The sequence below is a fragment of the Priestia sp. JSM ZJ58 genome (assembly GCF_044383985.1).
Lineage (GTDB): Bacteria > Bacillota > Bacilli > Bacillales > Bacillaceae_H > Priestia > Priestia zanthoxyli.
Map to the genome: position 1 here is coordinate 637432 of NZ_JBISEM010000001.1, position 22611 is coordinate 660042.

At 40.3% G+C, this 22611-nt stretch carries 22 protein-coding genes; 21 read left to right on the forward strand and 1 reads right to left on the reverse strand.

The features are described from left to right. From ACH6EI_RS03290 to spoVM, 17 genes are all read left to right on the forward strand, one after another. Positions 1 to 2679, forward strand: coding sequence for a cation-translocating P-type ATPase (locus ACH6EI_RS03290; protein ID WP_394530450.1), 2679 nt, complete (start codon positions 1 to 3; stop codon positions 2677 to 2679). 153 nt (positions 2680 to 2832) lie between these two features. Then, positions 2833 to 3708, forward strand: a complete 876-nt coding sequence (locus ACH6EI_RS03295; protein ID WP_028411458.1) for a YicC/YloC family endoribonuclease — start codon at positions 2833 to 2835, stop codon at positions 3706 to 3708. A 46-nt stretch (positions 3709 to 3754) separates the two neighbouring features. Next, positions 3755 to 4015, forward strand: a complete 261-nt coding sequence (locus ACH6EI_RS03300) for a DUF370 domain-containing protein (protein ID WP_013084831.1) — start codon at positions 3755 to 3757, stop codon at positions 4013 to 4015. Between the two features lie 13 nt (positions 4016 to 4028). Next, positions 4029 to 4643 carry a guanylate kinase gene (gene gmk, locus ACH6EI_RS03305; RefSeq protein WP_013058927.1) on the forward strand — a complete coding sequence of 205 codons (615 nt, stop codon included), beginning with the start codon at positions 4029 to 4031 and terminating at the stop codon, positions 4641 to 4643. A 2-nt stretch (positions 4644 to 4645) separates the two neighbouring features. Beyond that, complete coding sequence (gene rpoZ, locus ACH6EI_RS03310) at positions 4646 to 4867, forward strand: DNA-directed RNA polymerase subunit omega (protein ID WP_013058926.1); 222 nt, start codon at positions 4646 to 4648, stop codon at positions 4865 to 4867. 180 nt (positions 4868 to 5047) lie between these two features. Further along, complete coding sequence (gene coaBC / locus ACH6EI_RS03315) at positions 5048 to 6265, forward strand: bifunctional phosphopantothenoylcysteine decarboxylase/phosphopantothenate--cysteine ligase CoaBC (RefSeq protein ID WP_028411457.1); 1218 nt, start codon at positions 5048 to 5050, stop codon at positions 6263 to 6265. Beyond that, positions 6262 to 8676: a primosomal protein N' gene (priA, locus tag ACH6EI_RS03320; protein ID WP_028411456.1), complete on the forward strand. Its 2415-nt coding sequence runs from the start codon at positions 6262 to 6264 to the stop codon at positions 8674 to 8676. Before coaBC ends, priA begins: the two co-directional genes overlap by 4 nt. A gap of 70 nt (positions 8677 to 8746) precedes the next feature. Continuing rightward, positions 8747 to 9220 (forward strand): peptide deformylase, encoded by a 474-nt coding sequence (gene def / locus ACH6EI_RS03325; protein ID WP_013084828.1) that lies wholly within the window; start codon positions 8747 to 8749, stop codon positions 9218 to 9220. Between the two features lie 10 nt (positions 9221 to 9230). Further along, positions 9231 to 10169 (forward strand): methionyl-tRNA formyltransferase, encoded by a 939-nt coding sequence (fmt, locus tag ACH6EI_RS03330; protein WP_028411455.1) that lies wholly within the window; start codon positions 9231 to 9233, stop codon positions 10167 to 10169. Then, positions 10162 to 11502 (forward strand): 16S rRNA (cytosine(967)-C(5))-methyltransferase RsmB, encoded by a 1341-nt coding sequence (gene rsmB, locus ACH6EI_RS03335; protein ID WP_028411454.1) that lies wholly within the window; start codon positions 10162 to 10164, stop codon positions 11500 to 11502. Before fmt ends, rsmB begins: the two co-directional genes overlap by 8 nt. A 2-nt stretch (positions 11503 to 11504) precedes the next feature. Next, entirely contained in the window at positions 11505 to 12596 is a 1092-nt protein-coding gene (gene rlmN, locus ACH6EI_RS03340) for a dual-specificity RNA methyltransferase RlmN (RefSeq protein WP_028411453.1), read from the forward strand. Positions 12597 to 12600: 4 nt separating this feature from the next. After that, positions 12601 to 13344, forward strand: a complete 744-nt coding sequence (locus tag ACH6EI_RS03345) for a Stp1/IreP family PP2C-type Ser/Thr phosphatase (protein WP_028411452.1) — start codon at positions 12601 to 12603, stop codon at positions 13342 to 13344. 5 nt (positions 13345 to 13349) lie between these two features. Next, positions 13350 to 15395 (forward strand): Stk1 family PASTA domain-containing Ser/Thr kinase, encoded by a 2046-nt coding sequence (pknB, locus tag ACH6EI_RS03350; RefSeq protein ID WP_047751791.1) that lies wholly within the window; start codon positions 13350 to 13352, stop codon positions 15393 to 15395. 13 nt (positions 15396 to 15408) lie between these two features. After that, entirely contained in the window at positions 15409 to 16290 is an 882-nt protein-coding gene (gene rsgA / locus ACH6EI_RS03355; protein WP_013058917.1) for a ribosome small subunit-dependent GTPase A, read from the forward strand. A gap of 2 nt (positions 16291 to 16292) precedes the next feature. Beyond that, positions 16293 to 16949 (forward strand): ribulose-phosphate 3-epimerase, encoded by a 657-nt coding sequence (gene rpe / locus ACH6EI_RS03360; protein WP_013058916.1) that lies wholly within the window; start codon positions 16293 to 16295, stop codon positions 16947 to 16949. A 116-nt stretch (positions 16950 to 17065) separates the two neighbouring features. Further along, the gene (locus ACH6EI_RS03365) at positions 17066 to 17713 is read left to right on the forward strand and encodes a thiamine diphosphokinase (protein ID WP_028411450.1); all 648 of its coding nucleotides are present in this window, start codon (positions 17066 to 17068) and stop codon (positions 17711 to 17713) included. A 79-nt stretch (positions 17714 to 17792) separates the two neighbouring features. Next, the gene (gene spoVM / locus ACH6EI_RS03370; protein WP_016765421.1) at positions 17793 to 17873 is read left to right on the forward strand and encodes a stage V sporulation protein SpoVM; all 81 of its coding nucleotides are present in this window, start codon (positions 17793 to 17795) and stop codon (positions 17871 to 17873) included. A gap of 57 nt (positions 17874 to 17930) precedes the next feature. Here spoVM and rpmB read toward each other — a convergent pair whose 3' ends face one another. Beyond that, entirely contained in the window at positions 17931 to 18119 is a 189-nt protein-coding gene (rpmB, locus tag ACH6EI_RS03375; RefSeq protein ID WP_013058914.1) for a 50S ribosomal protein L28, read from the reverse strand. Between the two features lie 314 nt (positions 18120 to 18433). Here rpmB and ACH6EI_RS03380 point away from each other — a divergent pair, with 314 nt between their 5' ends. The 4 genes from ACH6EI_RS03380 to sdaAB all read left to right on the forward strand — a co-directional run bounded on the left by ACH6EI_RS03380 (position 18434) and on the right by sdaAB (position 22579). Next, positions 18434 to 18796, forward strand: a complete 363-nt coding sequence (locus tag ACH6EI_RS03380) for an Asp23/Gls24 family envelope stress response protein (RefSeq protein ID WP_013058913.1) — start codon at positions 18434 to 18436, stop codon at positions 18794 to 18796. 16 nt (positions 18797 to 18812) lie between these two features. Continuing rightward, positions 18813 to 20480: a DAK2 domain-containing protein gene (locus tag ACH6EI_RS03385; protein ID WP_098626932.1), complete on the forward strand. Its 1668-nt coding sequence runs from the start codon at positions 18813 to 18815 to the stop codon at positions 20478 to 20480. A gap of 195 nt (positions 20481 to 20675) precedes the next feature. Continuing rightward, a complete protein-coding gene (locus ACH6EI_RS03390) occupies positions 20676 to 21704 on the forward strand; it encodes a PTS sugar transporter subunit IIC (RefSeq protein ID WP_098626931.1) in 1029 nt (342 codons plus the stop codon). Between the two features lie 212 nt (positions 21705 to 21916). Then, positions 21917 to 22579, forward strand: coding sequence for an L-serine ammonia-lyase, iron-sulfur-dependent subunit beta (sdaAB, locus tag ACH6EI_RS03395; RefSeq protein WP_028411448.1), 663 nt, complete (start codon positions 21917 to 21919; stop codon positions 22577 to 22579). Positions 22580 to 22611: the final 32 nt, after the last annotated feature.

A 22611-nucleotide genomic window follows, 5' to 3' on the forward strand; every position in this document is an offset into this window, starting at 1 on the left:
ATGAAATGGTATGAATTAGGTGAAAAAGCAATAGTAGAAGTAACAAAAACAGACAGGCAGCATGGTCTTACACACAAAGAAGTAAAAGCACGTCAGCAGCAACAAGGGTTTAATGAATTGACTGAAGGAGAGAAAAAACCAGCCATTCTTGTGTTTCTAGAGCAGTTTAAAGATTTTATGGTACTGGTTTTACTAGCTGCCACGCTTATTTCAGGGCTTTTAGGAGAATACATCGATGCAATTGCTATCATTGCTATTGTGGTAATTAATGGATTTCTCGGGTTCTTCCAAGAAAGAAAAGCAGAGAAATCTCTTCATGCATTAAAAGAGCTTTCGGCTCCTCAAGTAGCAGCCATGCGTGAAGGGAAATGGGTTAAGTTACCATCTAAAGAGCTGGTGGTAGGAGACGTTGTAAAGTTTTCGAGCGGAGACCGTATTGGAGCTGACCTTCGGATTATGGAAGCCAAAAGTCTAGAAATTGAAGAATCAGCGCTTACGGGAGAGTCTTTGCCTGTTGGTAAGCAAATAAAAGCATTGTCAGGAGATGAAGTGCCGCTTGGAGATCAGGACAATATGGCGTTTATGGGTACCCTTGTAACCAGAGGAAGCGGAACAGGTATCGTTGTAGGGATTGGAATGAAAACAACAATGGGGCAAATTGCTGATTTACTTCAAAATGCTGAAGCCATGATTACTCCTCTTCAACGGAAGTTAGAGCAATTGGGCAAAATTTTAATTGTTGTAGCTCTTGCACTTACTGTATTAGTTGTTGGGATTGGTGTGCTGCAAGGGCATGATTTATACAGTATGTTCTTAGCGGGAGTTTCCTTAGCTGTTGCTGCCATACCCGAAGGTCTTCCTGCCATCGTAACCGTGGCGCTATCTCTTGGTGTACAGCGCATGATTAAGCAAAGATCCATTGTTCGCAAACTTCCTGCTGTTGAGACACTAGGATGCGCGTCAGTCATTTGCTCAGACAAAACGGGCACATTAACGCAAAATAAAATGACGGTTACCCACCTCTGGTCGGGAGGAATGACGTGGAGAGTATCAGGGACAGGGTATGAACCTACGGGCGTATTTTCACGAGAGGAAAGAGAAGTTGATACACGGAGTGAAAAACCGCTTCAGCAGCTTTTGGTGTTTGGTCTGCTTTGCAATCAAACGTCCATCTCGAGAAAAGATAAAGAATATGTTATCGACGGGGATCCTACTGAAGCGGCTTTGCTTGTTGCCGCGATGAAAGCGGGGCTGACAAAAGAAAATATTCAAAAGCAGTTTACGATTATTGAAGAGTTTCCATTTGATTCAACGCGTAAAATGATGAGTGTAGTCATTGAAGACGCATCTCATAAACGCTATGTGATAACAAAAGGTGCTCCGGATGTGCTGCTTATAAACAGCAAAAATATTTTGTGGGAAAGCAGACAACAAACGCTGTCGGTAACGGTTCATAATGAAGTAAAAGGAGCGATTGATCAGTTAGCTAGCCAAGCGCTTCGAACCATTGCTATTGCATATCGACCGTTAGGAGAACATGAGAGCGTTCATACAGAGAAGGAAGCAGAAAAAGACCTGACTTTCCTCGGGCTTCAAGGAATGATTGATCCGCCAAGACCAGAGGTCAAGCAAGCGGTCAAAGAATGCCGAGACGCAGGCATCAAAACCGTTATGATTACAGGTGACCACGTTATTACAGCACAGGCGATTGCAAAACAGCTCGGAATTTTACCGAAAAACGGTCAAGTCTTGGAAGGAACGGATTTATCCAAAATGACGCAGGAAGAGCTAGAAGAAGTAGTAGATGATGTTTATGTATATGCAAGGGTATCACCTGAGCATAAGCTTAAAATTGTTAAAGCTCTTCAAGCAAAAGATCACATTGTAGCGATGACGGGCGACGGCGTAAATGACGCACCGGCTATTAAAGCAGCAGACATAGGAATTGCGATGGGCATCACCGGGACAGACGTAGCAAAAGAAGCGTCTTCACTCGTTTTGCTTGATGATAATTTTGCCACTATTAAATCAGCGATCAAAGAAGGGCGAAATATCTATGAAAATATTCGGAAGTTTATCCGTTACTTGCTTGCATCAAATGTAGGAGAAATTTTAGTTATGCTCTTTGCGATGATTTTAGCACTTCCGCTTCCGCTAGTGCCCATTCAGATACTATGGGTAAACTTAGTAACAGACGGTTTGCCTGCGATGGCTCTTGGCTTAGACCAGCCAGAGGACAACGTGATGAAGCGCCATCCAAGGCATCCGCGCGAAGGTATTTTTGCAAGAGGATTAGGATGGAAAGTAGTCAGCCGTGGATTTTTAATTGGAGCTGCTACACTTGCTGCGTTTATGATTGTTTACGACAATGACCCAGATCGGTTGCAGTATGCTCAGACGATTGCATTTGCCACACTTGTCATGGCACAGCTTATTCACGTATTTGACTGCCGAAGTGAAAAATCAATTTTTGATCGGAATCCATTTCAGAACTTATATCTTGTAGGGGCTGTTATTTCATCTATTATCCTTATGCTGGTGGCCATCTACTATCCGCCGCTGCAGCCTATTTTCCATACAATGGCCATTGCACCGCGGGAATGGCTCGTTATTTTAGGACTTGCAAGCCTTCCAACTTTTTTACTTGCTGGTTCACTTTTAACAAGAAAACCTTCATAAATTGTGCTATACTTTAATACAGGCTGTCCCAAATGAGAAAACTCATGAAGGCAGCCTTTACAGGTTGAATAAAGAAGAGAGATTTCTTTTTTTTGCTAACACTTTCTTTTACGATACTTTTTATGTAAGATGTACATAGTGGATGTGATGATAATGATAAAAAGTATGACTGGTTTTGGCCGCGGAAAAGCGGAAGTGGAAAATCGATCAGTAACAGTGGAAATGAAGTCTGTTAATCATCGTTTTTGTGAAATTGTTATCCGTATGCCAAGACAATTAATTGAAATTGAAGATAAAATAAAAAAAATCGTTCAAACATACATAAAACGTGGTAGAGTAGAAGTATTTGTTACTATTTCAGGTGAAGAAATGGCAAAAAAGAAACTGCAGACGGATTGGCAGCTGCTTGATGAATACATGAATGCGTTGCAGCAAGTAAAAGAAAAGCACGGGCTGTCACAATCTGTTCAAATTCAAGACATTTTACACATGCCTGAAGTGATGACAACTTATGAAGAAGAAGCTGATCAGACGAGTATTCATGGTGCAATCTTTGAAGCCGTTGAAGCTGCTGTTCATCAGTTAGTGGATATGCGGAAACGAGAGGGATCAGAGCTGTATCACGATTTAATGGGATACTTACAGGACATTCAAGACATTCGCGAAAAAATTACACAGCTTGCTCCTGAAGTTGCTGAACAATATCGCGAGCGTATTAAAAGAAAGCTGAGCGACTATTTAGAAGGTACTTTCGATGAGCAGCGAGTGCTGACTGAAGTAGCTATTTTTGCTGAAAAAGCAGATATTAGCGAAGAACTTACGCGAATTCAAAGTCATGTTTCACAATTTATTCAAGCATTAAATACACCTGATTCAGTGGGACGCAAGCTGGATTTTCTTGTTCAAGAGCTGAATCGTGAAATGAATACAATCGGTGCGAAGGCAAATAATGGTACTATTGCTCAGTATGTTATTAGTATGAAAGCACAATTAGAACGCATAAAAGAGCAGGTTCAAAATATTGAATAGCCTTCGTGTAAGATAAAGATTATATTGGTATAGCAGGAGGCTTCTTATGAGCGGTAAATTAGTGAACGTTGGATTTGGAAATTTTATTTCTTCTAATCGTATAATCTCTGTCGTTCATCCTGAATCAGCTCCAATCAAACGCATTATTCAAGATGCAAAAGATCGAGGCTCTTTAATAGATGCAACGCAAGGACGTAAAACACGATCTGTTATTGTTATGGATAGCGATCATGTTATTTTAGCTCCTGTACAGCCAGAAACTGTGTCGCAGCGACTTATAAACAAAGAAGAATTATTAGAAGGGTAGGTCACTTGAACCGATGATTGAAAGAGGTTTATTAATTGTTCTTTCCGGACCATCAGGTGTTGGAAAAGGAACGGTACGAAAAGCATTGTTTGAGCAAGAAGACATTAAATTGCAGTATTCTATCTCTGCAACAACAAGAAAGCCCCGCGAAGGTGAAGTAGACGGCGTTGACTATTTCTTCAAACCACGCGAAGAGTTTGAGCGCATGATTGAAAACAAGAAATTATTAGAGTGGGCTGAATACGTAGGCAACTACTACGGTACCCCGGTTGATTATGTAGAACAAACGTTATCTGAAGGAAAAGACGTATTTCTAGAAATTGAAGTGCAAGGTGCTCTTCAAGTGAAAGAAGCATTTCCAGAAGGTTTGTTCATCTTCTTGGCACCGCCGAGTTTATCAGAGCTTAAAAGTCGTATCGTAAACCGCGGTACTGAAACAGAAGACTTAATCAATAACCGTATGCGCGTGGCAAAAGAAGAAATTGAACTTATGGACGCCTACGATTATGTTGTAGAAAATGACAAAGTAGAAAATGCTTGTGCTCGCATCCGTGCTATCGTAACGGCTGAACACTGCCGTCGTGATCGTATTTCTGCGCGCTATAAAAGAATGCTGGAGGTAGAATAAACATGCTTTATCCATCAATTGATTCCCTAATGGAAAAATTAGATTCTAAGTACACGCTTGTGACAGTAGCTGCAAAACGCGCTCGTCAATTACAGCTTCACAATGATACGCCGATTGAAAAGCCGGTTTCTTATAAGTTTGTAGGCTGTGCTTTAGAAGAAATTAATGCTGAACAATTAAGCTATAAGCAAGGTGTAGCAGAAGAAGATTCTAAACATCAGTAAGTGAAAAAATAACAACCTACTTTATAGGTTGTTATTTTTTTGATGCTTTTGTTTGTATTCAAGCAGGATAGTGAATGTCTCACTACAAAAATGGTATAATAATTGAATTGAAAAGCTTTAGATAGTTACCCGAGTAAACAAGCGGATGCTGGTTGAGCGGGATAAATAGATGGGGGCATAATGATGAAGGGAAAACGAATTTTATTATGTGTTAGCGGCGGAATCGCCGTATATAAAGCCGTAGCTTTAACAAGTAAATTAGTACAAGCAGGAGCGGAAGTTAAAGTAATGATGACTGCTTCAGCACGCGAGTTCGTAACGCCGCTTACGTTTCAAGCTCTGTCTCGAAACCCAGTTTATACAGATACGTTTGATGAAAAAGATCCATCTGTGATTGCACATATTGATTTAGCCGATTGGCCCGATTTAATTTTAGTGGCTCCTGCTACGGCTAATATGATAGGGAAAATAGCAAATGGTCTTGCAGATGATATGATTTCCACAACGCTATTGGCTGCTACTGCACCTGTGTGGATTGCGCCTGCAATGAATGTTCATATGTACGATCATCCCGCTGTTAAAAAAAATATGAGCACTCTTTCATCATTTGGTTACTCTTTTGTAGAACCAGGAGAAGGGTATTTGGCATGTGGTTATGTAGGAAAAGGTCGTCTTGAAGAGCCAGAAACAATTGTTTCACTAATCGGCTCTTATTTTTCCAAAGTATCAGATACACAAAAAATCTTTGACGGTATCAATGTATTGGTTACAGCAGGACCTACGGTAGAACGCGTTGATCCCGTCCGATTTTTCACCAATCGCTCTACTGGGAAAATGGGCTATGCTCTTGCAGAACAAGCTGCTAAGTTAGGTGCATCGGTAACACTTGTAACGGGACCGACGAATTTAGAGTATCCAAAAGGGGTGCAGGTTGTTCAAATTGAAAGTGCGCAGCAGATGCTTGAAGCTGTTATGCAGCGCTATCATGAAGCAGATGTTGTCATTAAATCAGCCGCAGTGGCAGATTACCGACCAAAGTATGTGTTTGATCAAAAGATGAAAAAGCAGCCTGGTGAAGCAGTATTAGAGCTAGAGAGAACAACAGATATTTTACGCACGCTTGGAGAGCGAAAAGAACACCAGCTTTTAGTCGGCTTTGCAGCAGAAACAGAACAAGTGGATGAATATGCACAAAAGAAACTTGCATCTAAAAACTTGGATATGATTGTAGCCAATAACGTGACGACAGAAGGAGCAGGTTTTGGGACGGACACAAATATTGTGACGCTCTATAAGCGAAGCGGAGAGTCTAAAGAACTTCCCATTCTTTCAAAACACGATGTAGCTACCGAGGTGTTAAAAGAAGTGAAGGAAATGTTAGAAGGGCGGAGAAAATGAGTGTAGCTAGTGTAATTGTGGACGTGGCTGCTAAACAAACAGATCGAGCTTTTGACTACGCCATTCCTGACAAATGGAAAGGAATTATTGTTCCGGGTATGCGAGTTGTCGTTCCGTTTGGTCCAAGAAAAGTTCAAGGGTTTGTGGTGGCTCTTAAAGAAGAGGCTGAAGTTAAGCGTGTTAAACCAATCGCTGACTTGCTTGATTTAACGCCGGTTCTAACTCCTGAACTGTTAGAGATTGGGCACTGGCTAACAGAAAAAACGCTTTGTTTTATGATATCGGCTTTTCAAGTCATGCTGCCTGCGGCGATGAAAGCAAAATATGATAAAGAACTGTCACTCCTTTCAAAAGAGGCATACGAACAGCTTCATGAGCAAGTCAAGCCGTTTTTTCAGTCAAGATCCTCGCTGAAGTGGAGTGAAGTGGAAAAAACAGCCGCTGCTCCTGCTTTTCACCGTGATATTCAAAAAGGTCTAATTGAAGTCGTCTACGTGGTGAAAAACAAAGGAAACAAAAAAACGGCAAAAGGCGTAAAACTGAATCAAAGCCTTGAAGACATTCAACAGTTTATGAACGAGTTAAATAAGCAGGCAGAAAAGCAAAAGCAAGTGCTGTCTTTTATGCTCGAGCGAAATGAAGAAGTAGCCATAAAAGAAATAGCGGAAGATTTGCAGATTACCTCCGCTCCTATAAAAGCGCTGATTAACAAAGGACTCTTAGAGGAAACGGAAATTGAAATATACCGTGATCCTTATCAAGATCGATACTTTACACCGTCAAAGCCATTTCAATTGACCGATGAACAAGCTGAGGCAATCGCACCGATTCTGCAGGACATCGAAGAAAATCTTCACGATGTGTTTTTAATGTATGGAGTAACGGGAAGCGGAAAAACAGAAGTGTATCTCCAATCGATTGATCAAGTATTAAAAAAAGGAAAAGAAGCGATTATGCTTGTTCCGGAGATTTCACTTACCCCTCAGATGGTCAAGCGGTTTAAAGAGCGGTTCGGCTCAAAAGTTGCTGTGCTTCATAGCGGCTTGTCTACTGGAGAAAAATACGATGAATGGCGAAAAATTCAGCGAAAAGAAGTATCCGTTGTGGTAGGGGCCCGCTCTGCTGTATTTGCTCCATTTGAAAATTTAGGCCTTCTTATTATCGATGAAGAACATGAGACGAGTTATAAACAAGAAGAAAACCCCCGTTATCATGCAAAAGATGTAGCCATTTACCGAGGGCAGCATCATCAGTGTCCAGTCATTTTAGGAAGTGCAACACCAACGCTTGAGTCCTTTGCAAGAGCGCAAAAAGGTGTATATAAGCTACTGACGTTAAAGCAAAGAATGAATAAGTCATCGATGCCGTCGGTGGATATTGTTGATATGAGAGAGGAACTTCGCAGCGGCAATCGCTCTATGTTTTCAACTATGCTGTTTGAAAAGATGAAAAACCGTTTGGAAAAAGGAGAGCAAATCGTTTTATTTTTAAATAAAAGAGGCCATTCTTCTTTTGTTATGTGCAGGGACTGCGGTTACGTTCCGACATGTGAGCACTGTGAAATTTCACTAACGTATCACCGCTATCAAAATAAATTAAAATGCCATTACTGCGGACACGAAGAACATGTGCACACTGAGTGCCCGGAATGCCACAGCGAACATATCCGCTTTTTTGGATCTGGTACACAAAAAGTGGAAGAAGAATTAACAAAAGTGCTGCCTGAGGCTAGAGTCGTGCGAATGGATGTTGATACGACAAGCCGAAAAGGCGCGCATGAAAAGCTCCTGAACAAGTTTGCAAGTGGAGAAGCGCAAATTTTACTAGGGACGCAGATGATTGCCAAAGGGCTAGACTTTCCAAACGTCACGCTTGTAGGCGTTTTAACAGCAGATACGATGCTGAATTTACCTGACTTTCGTGCATCTGAAAAAACGTTTCAGCTTTTAACACAAGTAAGCGGAAGAGCAGGACGCCACAAGCTTCCAGGAGAAGTAGTGATTCAAACGTACACGCCTGAGCACTACAGCATTCAACTTGCGAGTCAGCATGATTACGATGCGTTTTATAAGCAGGAGATGGAAATTCGTAAAATGCATAAATATCCGCCTTTCTTTTACTTGGCGCTTGTAACGGTATCTCATGAAAATATTGCAAAAGTGGTGTCTGTTACAGACAAAATTTCGCAGTATCTGGGTCAGAAACTTTCGCCGCAAACAACGATCTTAGGGCCAGTCGCATCTCCCATTGCTAAGATAAAAGATAGATATCGCTATCAATGCATGTTAAAATACAAGCTGGAACCAAGCCTGATTCCGCTGTTGAAATATATATTAGAACGTTATCAAGCGGAAATGCAGAAGGAAAATTTAACGATTACAATTGATTTGAATCCATACTCGATGATGTAACTAGTCGTCTTGATGGCGTTAAAGAAGAAGCTTTTTGGATATAAATAGAAAGAATAAAGGAGGTGCCTATTTGGCTAAGCTTAAGCTTGTTTACCATCCTAATGAAGTACTTGAACAAGAGTGTGAAGTCGTTAAAAACTTTGATAATAAATTAGCGAAATTACTAAACGGCATGTATGATTTAATGCTTGAAGCAGACGGTGTGGGTCTAGCTGCTCCTCAAGTAGGAGTTCTGCAGCAAGTGGCAGTGGTAGACGTGGACGATCGACACGGTAAAATTGAGTTAATTAATCCGGTAATTATTGAGCAACGAGGCGAACAAATCGGTCCAGAAGGCTGCCTAAGTTTTCCGGGCCTTTTTGGTGACGTGGCTCGAGCTGATTATGTGAAAGTACGTGCGCAAAATCGTAAAGGAAAACCTTATTTTATAGAAGCAAAAGGTTTTTTAGCACGAGCCATTCAACATGAAATTGATCACTTACACGGTGTATTGTTCACGGAAAAAGTAACAAAGTATTACGAAGAGGATGAACTAGAAGGGTAGGTTTTACACGATGAAAGTCGTATTTATGGGAACGCCGGATTTTTCAGTGCCGGTTTTACAAACATTACTTAAAGATGGATATGAAGTGGTCGCAGTGGTTACACAGCCGGACCGACCAAAAGGACGCAAGCGCGTATTAACACCTCCTCCTGTAAAAGTTGAGGCGTTAAAACATGAAATACCTGTACTGCAGCCAGAAAAGATTCGTTTAGAAGAAGAATATCAGCAAGTGTTAGCGTATGAGCCTGACCTAATTGTAACAGCGGCTTTTGGTCAAATTTTACCAACTCCTATTTTAGAAGCGCCTAAATACGGCTGTATTAACGTACATGCTTCTCTGTTACCTGAACTGCGCGGAGGCGCGCCGATTCACTATTCAATTCTACAAGGTAAGCCGAAAACTGGTGTTACAATTATGTATATGGTAGAAAAATTAGATGCAGGTGATATCTTAACACAGGTAGAAGTTCCGATTGAAGAACGTGATCACGTGGGCACACTTCACGATAAACTCAGCGCTGCTGGTGCAAAATTGCTTTCAGAAACCATTCCTTCTCTTGTGAAAGGTGAAATTACGCCGGTTAAACAAAACGATGGCGAAGCGACATTTGCTTCTAATATTAAGCGTGAACAAGAGAAAATTGATTGGGCCCGTACAGGAGAAGAAATTTATAATCATATCCGCGGACTTCATCCTTGGCCCGTTGCTTATACAACAGCAGACGGTCAAGTCATGAAAATTTGGTGGGGAGAGAAAGTATCCGCATCAGGCAAACCGGGTACCGTTTTATCACTTGAAGAGGACGGATTTGTAGTAGCAACTGGAAATGAAACAGCTATTAAAGTGACGGAACTTCAGCCGGCTGGAAAAAAACGTATGGATGCAGCGCAGTATTTACGAGGTACATCTGTTGAAGTCGGAACAGTATTAGGGGATGTCAATGAGTAAGTACAACGTTCGAGACATAGCTTTAGATATTTTACTAGCTATTGAAAAAAATCAGGCATTCAGCAATCTATTGTTAAATAACAGTATACAAAAACGTGGTATTCAAGGGAAAGATGCAGGGCTGTTAACGGAAATCGTGTATGGAACGATTCAAAGACGCGATACGTTAGATTACGGGTTAGCCCCTTTCTTGAAAAATCCCAAAAAACTTCAGCCTTGGGTGCGAGTGCTGCTTCGTTTATCTCTTTATCAGATGATGTATTTAGACCGAGTACCTGACCGGGCAATCCTTCATGAAGCAGTAGAAATTGCTAAAAAACGTGGTCACAAAGGAATTGCCTCAATGGTAAACGGCGTTTTACGAAATATTCAGCGCAGCGGCACGCCTTCTTTAGAAGAAATACAAAATCCTGTGGAGCGCTTGGCAATTGAAACGAGTCATCCAGTATGGCTTGTAAAACGCTGGGTGGAACAATATGGATTGGACAAAACACGCGGAATCTGTTTAGCTAATTTAATGGCCCCTAAACAAACAATCCGAGTAAACAGTGCACGCTTTACGCAAAATGAAGTAAAAGAAGCGCTAGAAAAAGAAGGTATTGTTGTAGAACCAGGCCATTTTGTAGAAGAAGCGCTAGAAGTTCAAAAAGGAAATGCAGCTCATACACAAGCATTTCGTGAAGGAATGTTTACCGTTCAAGATGAAAGCTCTATGTTAGTAGCTCATGCACTAGGTGCAGAAGCAGAAGAGCTGATTTTAGATAGCTGTGCTGCACCGGGAGGAAAATCAACTCATATTGCAGAGCAGCTTAAAAACAGTGGTAGAGTTATTTCCTTGGACATTCATGACCATAAAGTAAAGCTGATTGCCCAGCAGGCAGAGCGTCTGCATCTTACCAATATTGAGCCAACGGTTCAAGACAGCCGCAAAGCCGGTGAACAGTTTGATAAAGAAATGTTTGACCGCATTTTAGTAGATGCCCCGTGCTCAGGTTTTGGTGTGATGAGACGTAAACCTGATTTGAAATATACAAAAACTGAGCAGGATGTAAAGCAGCTGGCGCGTATTCAACAAGATATTTTAAATGCGGTTGCGCCTTTATTAAAAAAAGGTGGGACCCTCGTATATAGTACATGTACAATTGATCGGGATGAAAATGGGGATGTTGTAGCAGCATTTTTAGCAGATCATGCTGATTTTCAAAAAGACGAAACGCTTGCTGCACGCATGCCGCAAAGACTTAAACAAAACGTAAAACATGGTGAAATTCAATTGTTGCCAGATGCACAAAGCGATGGATTTTATATTGCATGTTTACAGAAGAAGGTGTAAAAATGGAAGAAGTAGCTAAAAGAAAAGCAAAAGCAGAAGAAAAAACGCAAAAACCATCTATTTATTCATTAGAAATGCACGACCTAGAAAATTGGTTAGTGGAACATGGTGATAAGAAGTTCCGTGCTAAACAAATTTTTGACTGGTTATATGTTAAACGCGTAACGGACTTTGACGATATGTCAAACTTATCTAAAGGATTACGTGAACAATTAAAAGACAAATTTGCATTAACGACATTAAAAACAGTTGTTCAGCAAACGTCTGGAGACGGCACGATGAAGTTTTTATTCGAACTCCATGACGGTTATACGATTGAAACGGTGCTTATGCGTCATGAATACGGAAATTCTGTCTGCGTAACAACTCAAGTTGGCTGTCGCATCGGCTGTACGTTCTGTGCGTCTACTCTTGGAGGTTTAAAGCGTAACTTAGAAGCTGGAGAAATCGTAGCGCAAGTAGTAAAAGTACAAAAAGCGCTAGATGAACAAGGAGAACGCGTGAGCTCTGTCGTAATTATGGGTATTGGGGAGCCATTTGATAACTATGATGAAATGATGCGCTTCTTAAAAACAATTAACAGTGATGATGGATTAAATATTGGTGCACGTCATATCACAGTATCGACAAGTGGAATCATTCCAAAAATCTATAAATTTGCTGATGAAAAAATGCAAATCAATTTTGCGATTTCACTTCACGCTCCAAACAATGACATCCGCTCACGCTTAATGCCGATTAACCGCGCGTATAAACTTCCTGATTTGATGGAAGCCATTAAATATTATACGGATAAAACGGGAAGACGTATTAGCTTTGAGTATGGTCTATTCGGAGGAGTAAACGATCAAGTAGAGCATGCGGAGGAATTAGCGGATTTGATTAAAGACGTTAAATGTCACGTGAACTTGATTCCGGTAAACTATGTGCCTGAGCGTGATTATGTTCGTACACCGCGTGAACAGATTTTTGCATTTGAACGTACGCTTAAAAAGCGTGGCGTTAACGTGACTATTCGACGTGAGCAAGGTCATGACATCGATGCAGCTTGTGGCCAATTACGTGCGAAGGAGCGTAAAGAAGAGACGAGGTGATTGTATGGCAACTGTCTTCATGACAGACCGAGGGAGAGTTAGACAACACAATGAAGATAACGGAGGGGTATTTTTGAACCAACATAATCAGCTGCTTGCAATTGTGGCTGATGGTATGGGAGGTCATCGAGCTGGCGACATCGCCAGTGAGATGGCGGTTCAAAAATTGCAAATAGCGTGGGAAGAAGCGAACAAAGTAACGTCTCCTGATGAGGCGACGCAGTGGATTCGTACGCATGTTTCGCAAATTAATCAAGATATTTATCGGTATGCTCAGGAGCATGAAGAGTGTAAAGGCATGGGTACGACAGTTGTACTTGCTTTATGCGCCGATACGTTTTGTGCGATTGGTAATATAGGAGACAGCAGGTGCTATATTTCCAATGAATATGGATTTCAACAAGTAACAGAAGATCATTCTCTTGTGAATGAACTCGTAAAAAATGGTCAAATCACAAAAGAAGATGCTGAACATCATCCGCGAAAAAATATCTTATTGCGAGCACTAGGTACCGAAGAAAATGTTAGTTTAGATGTAAAAACAATTGAAGTGGAAAAAGAAGATCGATTATTATTATGTTCAGATGGACTGACAAATAAGGTAACGGAACAAAAGCTGAACGAAACGTTATCAACAAGTTCATCACTTCACGAAAAGGGTACGAGCCTGATTCAATTAGCAAATGAGCTTGGTGGAGAAGACAATATTACACTTGCAATTGTGGACTTTACATCTGAAAGTGGGTGAGAGTGTTGCTAATAGGTAGACGGCTAAACGACCGTTATAAGGTATTGCAAGTAATTGGTGGAGGCGGAATGGCAAACGTCTATTTAGGTCGCGACATGATTTTGGATCGTGATGTGGCAATTAAAGTGCTTCGTTTAGACTTTGCAAGTGACGATGCGTTTATAAAGCGTTTCCATCGAGAAGCTCAATCTGCTACGAGTATTGCTCATCCTAATATTGTCAGCATTTATGATGTTGGAGAAGAAGAAGATATTTACTATATCATCATGGAATATGTACCGGGTATGACATTAAAGCAATACATTCTGCAAGAATCACCATTATCTCTTGATAAAGCCATACATATTATGACGCAGATTACATCAGCTATTGCCCATGCTCATCAGTACGGAATTATTCACCGGGATATTAAGCCTCAAAATATTTTAATTGATCATGATGATACCATTAAAGTTACTGACTTCGGCATTGCCGTAGCACTAAGTTCTACAACCATTACGCATACTAATTCTGTTTTGGGCTCTGTTCATTATTTATCTCCTGAACAGGCAAGGGGAGGGCTTGCGAATAAGCGTTCTGATATTTATTCGCTTGGCATCGTCCTATTTGAATTGCTAACGGGTCGAGTCCCTTTTTCTGGGGAATCGGCTGTGTCAATTGCATTAAAACATTTACAGACAGAAACACCTTCTCCAAAAAGGTGGAATCCATCTATCCCTCAAAGCGTGGAGAATGTTGTATTAAAAGCAACAACTAAAGATCCATTTTACCGATACAGTTCCGTCGAAGAACTCGAAGCGGATTTACAGTCTGCTGTTCATCCAAATCGTTATAATGAACAAAGATTTACGGTGCCTGATGATGAAGAAGTGACAAAAGCCATTCCCGTTATTAAGGAGGATTTTGTTGAATCCGAAGAAACGCACGTACCTGTGAGAAAACCACCTCACTTAGAGCGCGAAGAACAAGAAGAAGAAGAAGTAAAGCCGAAGAAAAAAAAGAAGAAAAAGAAAAAAGGCAAAAGCAAGCTGATTGTAACGCTTGTTTTAATTTTTTTGCTGCTGGCAGCTGCTAGCGTAGCCGCCGTTACATTCATTCCGGCTTTATTACTGCCAAAAGACGTAAAGGTTCCTGATTTACATAATCAAGATTATGAATCAGCTGTAACCGATTTAGTTTCTTTAGGCTTTAAAGTGAAGAATCCTAAAGATATATCTGATAATGAGGTGGAAGAAGGCGACGTGGTTAAAACGATGCCAGAAGCGGGAGACGTGATCAAAGAAGGCTCTAACGTCATTATTTATCGAAGTACAGGAAAGAAAAAAGAAGCATTTAACCGGTACATTGGAAGAAGCTTTACGGAAGTAAAAAGTCTGTTAGAAAAGCAGAATTATAAAGATATCCAATCCATCGAAGTTGAAAGCACAGAACCAAAAGGCAATATTACAGATCAGACGCCTAAAGAAACCGAACAAGTCGTGCCGGAAGATACAACGGTTACTCTATGGGTAAGTAAAGGTCCGCCGAAGATTGCATTAAAGGATTTCTCGGGCTGGACGGAAAAAAGCGTAAAAGATTATGCATCAGATGAAGATATTGAAGTGGACGTAAAAACAGCGTATTCCGACACTGTTGAAAAAGGTCTTGTGATGTCTCAAAAGCCTGCAGCGGAGCAGAGTATTGAGCAAGGTGATAAGCTCACCATTACGGTCTCAATGGGCAAAGAGCCAAAAGCTCCTCAAACGGTGTCAGTGGATGTTACCATTCCGTATAAAGAAGAGGCTGACACCGAAGCAAGCACGGAACAAGGCGACGCAACGGAAACAGGCGATGCCACTGAAACAGAAGAGGAAAAGCCAAAGCCGCAAAAAGTACAAATTTATATCGAAGATGCAGATAACGATATGTCGGTTCCTGCTAAAGAACTAACGATTACTGAAACAACAAAAGAATCATTCGATGTTTTAGTTGATGAAAATGAAAAAGCGTCTTATAAAATTGTCCGAGACGGGGAAGTTATTGAAGAAAAAGACGTTGAATATCCAGAGTGATAGGAGTGAGGTTATGCCAGAAGGAAGAATTATTAAATCCCTTAGCGGATTTTATTATGTTCTTCATGACGGACAAGTAACGCAATGTCGAGGACGAGGTGTTTTTCGTAAAAAGAAGGTAACGCCTTTAGTCGGTGACAATGTAGTATTTCAGGCGGAAAATAAGCTTGAAGGATATATACTTGAAATTAAAGAACGTAAAAATGAATTAGTTCGTCCCCCAATTTCAAATGTTGATCAGGCGCTGCTTGTTTTTTCAGCGATTGAACCTGATTTTAGTACAATGCTTCTTGACCGATTTTTAGTGTTAGTGGAGTCTAATCATATTGAACCTATTATTTGTATTTCAAAAGTAGATCTTTTATCACAGCAGCAAAAGCAAGAAATCGAGCAATATGCCGAAGAATATCGTAAAATAGGATATGAGGTCATTTTAACGTCGACAGTCACAGAAAAAGGCATGGAACAAATTCAGCCGTTATTTGAAGATCGCGTAACGGTTATTGCTGGACAGTCAGGTGTAGGTAAATCTTCACTGCTAAATACGCTTAAACCAGAGCTTGAGTTAAAGACAAATGATATTTCAATGTCACTTGGAAGAGGAAAGCATACAACACGTCATGTAGAACTGATTTCGTTTGGTGAAGGTTTAGTAGCTGATACGCCAGGCTTTAGCTCACTGGAATTTTTAACGTTAGAAGTAGAAGAGTTGACCGATTGTTTTCCTGAAATGTCGCGTTTGAGTGAACAGTGTAAATTTCGAGGTTGTTTGCATGTGAAAGAACCAAAATGTGCGGTGAAAGAAGCATACGAACAAAAAGAAATTCCGAGTTATCGCTACGAACATTACTTGCAATTTATTGAGGAAATTAAGCAAAGAAAGCCGAGGTATTAAAAATGACAAAAATCGCACCTTCCATTTTATCTGCCAATTTTTCAAAGCTTGCTGAAGAAATTCGTGAAGTTGAAGCAGGTGGAGCAGACTACATCCATATAGACGTCATGGATGGCCATTTTGTTCCTAATATTACAATTGGACCGCTTATCGTTGAGGCTGTACGCCCTGTCACAACACTGCCATTAGATGTGCATTTAATGATTGAAAACCCAGATCAATACGTTCCAATGTTTGCAAAGGCGGGTGCTGATATTTTAACGGTACATGCTGAAGCGTGTACTCATTTGCACCGCACCATTCAATTAATCAAAGAGCACGGCATGAAAGCAGGCGTTGCTTTAAATCCTGCAACGCCAATTGACGTGGTAAAGCATATCTTAGAAGATATCGATCTTATTTTATTAATGACGGTGAACCCAGGCTTTGGAGGACAAAACTTCATTCCAAGTGTACTGCCGAAAATTGAGCAAATCTCTCAGCTTATTGAAATCCGTCACCTTTCTATTGAAGTAGAGGTTGATGGAGGAATTAATGAAGAAACAGCAAGAAAATGTGTAGAAGCAGGAGCAAATGTCTTAGTGGCTGGCTCAGCTATTTATAATCAAGAAGATCGAGCTGGCGCAATCAGCCAAATTCGCACAACTGTTCAAGCGTAAGTAATAAAAGCTGCTGTGTACAACGGGTAGAACTTGTACACAGCAGCTTTTTCTTTTAGGATAAAGAAAACATATTTATTTCGTTCATTTTTTAATAGAAAAGGAGCATATACATAATGAAAATTCATATTCTAGCAGGGGGACCGGATGAACATATGCCACTCCTGCACCAATCAAATGATGTAAAGTGGGTAGGAGTAGACCGGGGCGTATTCCTGCTTCTTCAACAAGACATTTTGCCCGTGAAAGCATTCGGAGATTTTGATTCCATTACAAATGCGCAGCTTAAGCGAGTGAGAGAAGCATTACAAGATGTTGAATTGTATCCTGCGGAAAAAGATGCAACTGATTTGGAACTTGCTTTTGAGTGGGCAATAGAGCAAAAACCGGACAGTATTTGTATCTTTGGAGCAACCGGTGGAAGACTTGACCACATGTTTGGAAGCATTCAGCTCCTGTACAAAGGCTTAAAAAAGAAAGCGAATGTACAAATGATTGACAATCAAAATATCATTCAATTGTTTGAACCAGGCACTTATCATGTTGATCGTTTAAAGGAGTTTCACTATATTTCATTCGTTCCTTTTGCAGGCGGTGTAAAAGAACTTACGCTAGAAGGTTTCAAATATCCGCTCAATAAGCATGAAGTAGAACTCGGCTCAACTTTATGTATTAGCAACGAACTTATTCAACAAAGAGGTACTTTTTCATTTACAAAAGGCATATTAATGATGGTAAGAAGCAATGATAAACGTTGCTTGTGATGAAGTATGGAAAATGAGAGCAGGACATAGGGCTTTCTTTAAAAGGAGATAAAGTGTGGAGACGGTTAGGAGGGACAGTATGAAATTCTATACAATCAAACTTCCAAAGTTTTTAGGTGGGATCGTAAAGGTCATGCTTAATTCGTTTAAAAAAGATTAACAACGCCGGAATAATAAAAGAAGCACCATAAAATATGGTGCTTTTTCATTATAAAGATTAAACGCGTTGAACTTTACCAGACTTAAGGGCTCTAGCTGAAACGTACACACGTTTTGGTTTACCGTTCACTAAGATACGTACTTTTTGAACGTTAGCACCCCATTTACGCTTAGTAGCGTTCATTGCGTGAGAACGTGCGTTACCTGAACGAGCTTTTCTACCAGTTACTACACATTTGCGTGCCATGATTTTCCCTCCTAACACCAAAAAAACTACTCAATTCTGTTTTGAGAAATACTATATTAATTTATCACAGCCTTAAAGAGAATGCAATAGTTCTGGAGAAAAGCTTTCAAGAAATTTTCCTTGACATATAAAATGAATCTATGTTCAATAATATAGAGAGTAGAAATAGGTATAACTTGGGCAATTACTTATTTTAAGACAAGTTGATACCCAATACTGTCATCTTTAAAAGGGACAAGCTGGACGCCTCTTTTAAAACGAGATTGATTATAGTAGAATATTTATAACCTATGAAAGTAGAAAGGGGAACGAGTATGTCCATCGAAATGAAAACGAAGTATGGTCAAATTGATATTTCTACAGATGTAATTGCAACAATTGCTGGAGGAGCAGCTGTTGATTGTTACGGGATTGTCGGAATGGCTTCAAAAAATCAGCTTAAAGATGGTCTTACAGAAATTCTTCGCAAAGAAAACTTTACACGAGGTATTGTGGTAAGACAAGAAGAGGATGACGTACATATCGACATGTACATTATCGTAAGCTATGGAACAAAAATTTCTGAAATTGCTCATAATGTGCAAACAAAAGTAAAATACACGCTGGAACAAACGGTTGGTCTAACGGTTGATTCAGTAAATATTTATGTGCAGGGTGTTCGTGTAACGAACGTTTAATTAAGGAGGAAGATTCGTGTCAATGACAACGTTGGACGGAAAGCGGTTTAGAGAAATGGTGCTTCAAGGAGCCCAGCATCTATCTAACAATGCAGATTACGTGGATGCGCTGAACGTTTTTCCTGTACCAGATGGTGATACTGGAACAAATATGAACTTATCGATTACGTCTGGTGCTAAAGAAGTGAAAAATAAACTATCTGATCACATCGGTCAAGTGAGTCAAGCTTTGTCTAAGGGCTTATTGATGGGCGCGCGCGGTAATTCAGGAGTTATTTTATCTCAATTATTCCGTGGTTTTGCGAAATCGGTTGAGCAAAAGTCAGCGATTACAACAGTTGAGTTTGCTGAAGCTCTTGAGCTTGGTGTAGAAACTGCTTATAAAGCTGTTATGAAACCAATCGAAGGAACCATTTTAACAGTAGCTAAGGATACCGCTAAAAAAGCAGCGGCTGTTGCTAAAAAGCAATCTGATATGATTCTGTTCATGGAAGAAGTACTTAAGGAAGCTAATGCTTCGTTAAATCGCACGCCAGATCTTTTACCCGTGTTAAAAGAAGTAGGCGTAGTGGATAGCGGAGGTCAAGGGCTTGTTTTAATTTATGAAGGGTTTTTAGCTGAATTAAAAGGTGAAAAACTTCCGGGTGTACCCATGTCAGCTCCTTCGATGAATGAACTTGTAAATGCTGAGCATCATAAGCATGCGCAAAGCCATATGAATACAGAAGATATTGAATTTGGCTATTGTACAGAATTTATGGTAAGGCTGGAAGAGGATAAGCCCGCAGCTAAAACATTTTCTGAAGAAACGTTTCGCCAAGATTTAAGTAAATGGGGCGACTCGTTGCTTGTAGTATCTGATGATGAAATTGTGAAAGTTCATATTCACGCCGAGCATCCTGGAGAAGTGTTAAACTACGGGCAGCAATATGGAAGTTTAATTAAAATGAAGATTGAAAACATGAGAGAACAGCATAGCAGCATTGTTTCAGATGAAGAAAAGCCTGCAGTAAAAAAGGCTGAAAAACAGCCCTTTGGCATTGTTACTGTATCAATGGGAAAAGGAATTGCTGAATTGTTCAAGAGCCTTGGGGCAACGGTTGTCATTGAAGGCGGACAAACAATGAATCCAAGTACGGAGGATATTGTCAAAGCGATTGAAGAAACAAATGCAGAACAGGTACTTATTTTACCTAATAACGGAAATATTGTAATGGCTGCTAACCAAGCGGCTGCTGTTGCGGGCAGTCACGTTTCGGTTGTCCCGTCTAAAACGGTTCCTCAAGGAATGACAGCGCTGCTATCATTTAATCCTCAGCAAAGCTTAAAAGAAAACGAGGAAGCAATGACAGAAGCTCTGCAGCACGTAAAAACAGGGCAAGTAACGTATGCAGTTCGCGATACAAATATTGATGGTCTTGAATTAGCTAAAGGCGATTTTATGGGTATTGCCGAAAAGAAAATCGTCGTAAAAGATTCAGAGAAATTAGAAGCAGCGAAAAAGCTATTGACTTATATGATTGATGACGAAGCGGAAATCCTTACGATTCTTCAAGGAGAGGATGTCTCAGACTATGAAGCTGAAGCGCTAACATCGTTTGTAGAAGAAACGTTTGAAGAAGTTGAGGTAGAGCTTCATAAAGGAGATCAACCTTTATATTCTTACATTTTTGCAATTGAATAACAAAAAAAGAAGCACTCCTCTCAAGGGGCGCTTCTTTTTTGTGTTTTTTAAGTTAAATACGAACTATTTTATTTTTACATGTTGTAATCGTTCGGTATATTAGGTATATTAGTTGAAAAGAACCCGTTTGTATGGTAGTTTTGAAAACTGATTGAGTCAAATGTGAAAGAAAACAGCATGAGAGGAGAGGCAACAGTGGATATTTTAAAAGGAACAGGTTTATTGTTATTAGTTTTATTTTTATTTTGGTTGTTTAGCAACAAGGCACCTTATGGCATGAAAGCGATGGGGGCTCTGGCAAGCGGAGCGGTGGCTGCGTTTCTCGTAGAGGCCTTTCAGTCGTATGTAGGAGGAGATTTACTAGGTATTTCATTCTTAGGTGAAGTTGGAAAGGCTGCAGGAGGAATGGGAGGAGTTGCAGCAGCTGCACTAGTTGCTTTGGCGTTAGGAGTATCTCCTGTATATGCTCTTATGATGGGCGTGGTGTGTTCAGGACTAGGCTTGCTCCCTGGATTTTTTGCGGGATACCTCATGGCATTTGTAGTGAAATTTATTGAGAAAAAGGCACCTGCTGGTCTAGACTTATTAGGCAATATCTTAATTGCAGCACCTTTAACAAGATTAATTGGTAATGCATTCTCACCTATTGTAGATGCGACGCTTTTAAATATTGGAGGAATTATTAAAGATACAACAAGTGCTAGCCCTATTTTGATGGGAATTATTTTAGGGGGAGTTATTACAGTAGTAGCAACGGCTCCGCTTAGCTCAATGGCTTTAACGGCTATGCTAGGGTTAACGGGATTGCCTATGGCGATTGGAGCTCTTGCTGTGTTTGGTTCTTCTTTCATGAACTATGTGCTGTTTGATCGATTAAAAATTGGGGATCGTCGTACAACCATTTCAGTTGCAGTTGAACCTTTAACACAAGCGAATATTATTTCAGCCAATCCAATTCCTATTTACGTTACCAACTTTGTTGGAGGGGCACTAGCGGGTGTAGTTGTGGCTCTGTTCGGATTAGTAAATGATGCTGCAGGCACGGCAACGCCAATCGCAGGACTTGCAGTGATGTTTGGGTTTAATGACCCTATGAAGGTCACAATTTGTGCAGTACTTTGTGCACTAGCGGGAGCATTAGCTGGGTTTATAGGTTCAGTTGTTTTTAAAAACTTTAAAATTAAAACAGTAGACGATGTAGCTTCAGAGCAAGAAGCAGCGTAAGTAATTCATCTTTTCCTGCATAACATAGCAAAAAAAGCGGTGTACTTATCCTATTTTTATGGATAAATACACCGCTTTTTTTGTGCGTGAATCTCTAACAAAAATGAGAATTTTTAAATTTTTTAAGAGCGTGAAACAAAGCTTCCAAAAAGTCAAAAGCTCAAGTAACATATAAGTAATAACAATGTCTAAATAGCAGGGGGAAAATCCTTATGAAATATAAATCTGTCTTTGATATTATTGGTCCGGTAATGATTGGACCATCTAGTTCACATACGGCTGGTGCAGCGCGTATTGGACGCGTTGCCCGAACACTCTTTGGTAAGCAGCCCACAAAAGTTGTGGTTTCATTGTACGGTTCTTTTGCGCAAACGTATAAAGGGCACGGAACAGACGTAGCGTTGATTGGCGGTATTTTAGATTTTGATACATTCGATCAGCGTATTCCGGAGTCTTTGGACTTGGCTAAAAAGGAAGGAATCGACGTCACATTTGTTGAGGAAGCGGCAATCACCGATCATCCGAATACTGCTCGCATCAAAATGAGCGACGGATTAAAGGAAATTGAAGTTGTTGGAATTTCAATTGGCGGAGGAAAAATTCAAATTACGGAGCTTAACGGATTTGAATTAAATTTATCAGGCATGAATCCAGCTATTCTCGTTGTGCATAATGATCGATTTGGTGCCATTGCGACCGTTACAAATATTTTGATGAAACATTCAATTAATATCGGACATATGGAAGTATCTCGCAAAGAGCGCGGCGAAGTAGCGCTTATGGCAATTGAAATGGATACGAATATTGAAGATGATGTAATTGAAGAGTTAAAAACATTGCCTCACATTATTCAAGTAACAAGAATGGTTGAATAGGAAAGGCCTGGGAGAATAAATCGAATAATTAT

Coding starts and splice junctions, on each gene's coding strand:
- rsgA (WP_013058917.1), top strand. CDS start 15,409: ATGCCAGAAGGAAGAATTATTAAATCCCTTAGCGGATTTTATTATGTT.
- ACH6EI_RS03295 (WP_028411458.1), top strand. CDS start 2,833: ATGATAAAAAGTATGACTGGTTTTGGCCGCGGAAAAGCGGAAGTGGAA.
- fmt (WP_028411455.1), top strand. CDS start 9,231: ATGAAAGTCGTATTTATGGGAACGCCGGATTTTTCAGTGCCGGTTTTA.
- spoVM (WP_016765421.1), top strand. CDS start 17,793: ATGAAATTCTATACAATCAAACTTCCAAAGTTTTTAGGTGGGATCGTA.
- rlmN (WP_028411453.1), top strand. CDS start 11,505: ATGGAAGAAGTAGCTAAAAGAAAAGCAAAAGCAGAAGAAAAAACGCAA.
- ACH6EI_RS03290 (WP_394530450.1), top strand. CDS start 1: ATGAAATGGTATGAATTAGGTGAAAAAGCAATAGTAGAAGTAACAAAA.
- rpe (WP_013058916.1), top strand. CDS start 16,293: ATGACAAAAATCGCACCTTCCATTTTATCTGCCAATTTTTCAAAGCTT.
- sdaAB (WP_028411448.1), top strand. CDS start 21,917: ATGAAATATAAATCTGTCTTTGATATTATTGGTCCGGTAATGATTGGA.
- ACH6EI_RS03300 (WP_013084831.1), top strand. CDS start 3,755: ATGAGCGGTAAATTAGTGAACGTTGGATTTGGAAATTTTATTTCTTCT.
- gmk (WP_013058927.1), top strand. CDS start 4,029: ATGATTGAAAGAGGTTTATTAATTGTTCTTTCCGGACCATCAGGTGTT.
- coaBC (WP_028411457.1), top strand. CDS start 5,048: ATGATGAAGGGAAAACGAATTTTATTATGTGTTAGCGGCGGAATCGCC.
- ACH6EI_RS03345 (WP_028411452.1), top strand. CDS start 12,601: ATGGCAACTGTCTTCATGACAGACCGAGGGAGAGTTAGACAACACAAT.
- rpmB (WP_013058914.1), bottom strand. CDS start 18,119: ATGGCACGCAAATGTGTAGTAACTGGTAGAAAAGCTCGTTCAGGTAAC.
- rsmB (WP_028411454.1), top strand. CDS start 10,162: ATGAGTAAGTACAACGTTCGAGACATAGCTTTAGATATTTTACTAGCT.
- ACH6EI_RS03380 (WP_013058913.1), top strand. CDS start 18,434: ATGTCCATCGAAATGAAAACGAAGTATGGTCAAATTGATATTTCTACA.
- priA (WP_028411456.1), top strand. CDS start 6,262: ATGAGTGTAGCTAGTGTAATTGTGGACGTGGCTGCTAAACAAACAGAT.
- ACH6EI_RS03365 (WP_028411450.1), top strand. CDS start 17,066: ATGAAAATTCATATTCTAGCAGGGGGACCGGATGAACATATGCCACTC.
- rpoZ (WP_013058926.1), top strand. CDS start 4,646: ATGCTTTATCCATCAATTGATTCCCTAATGGAAAAATTAGATTCTAAG.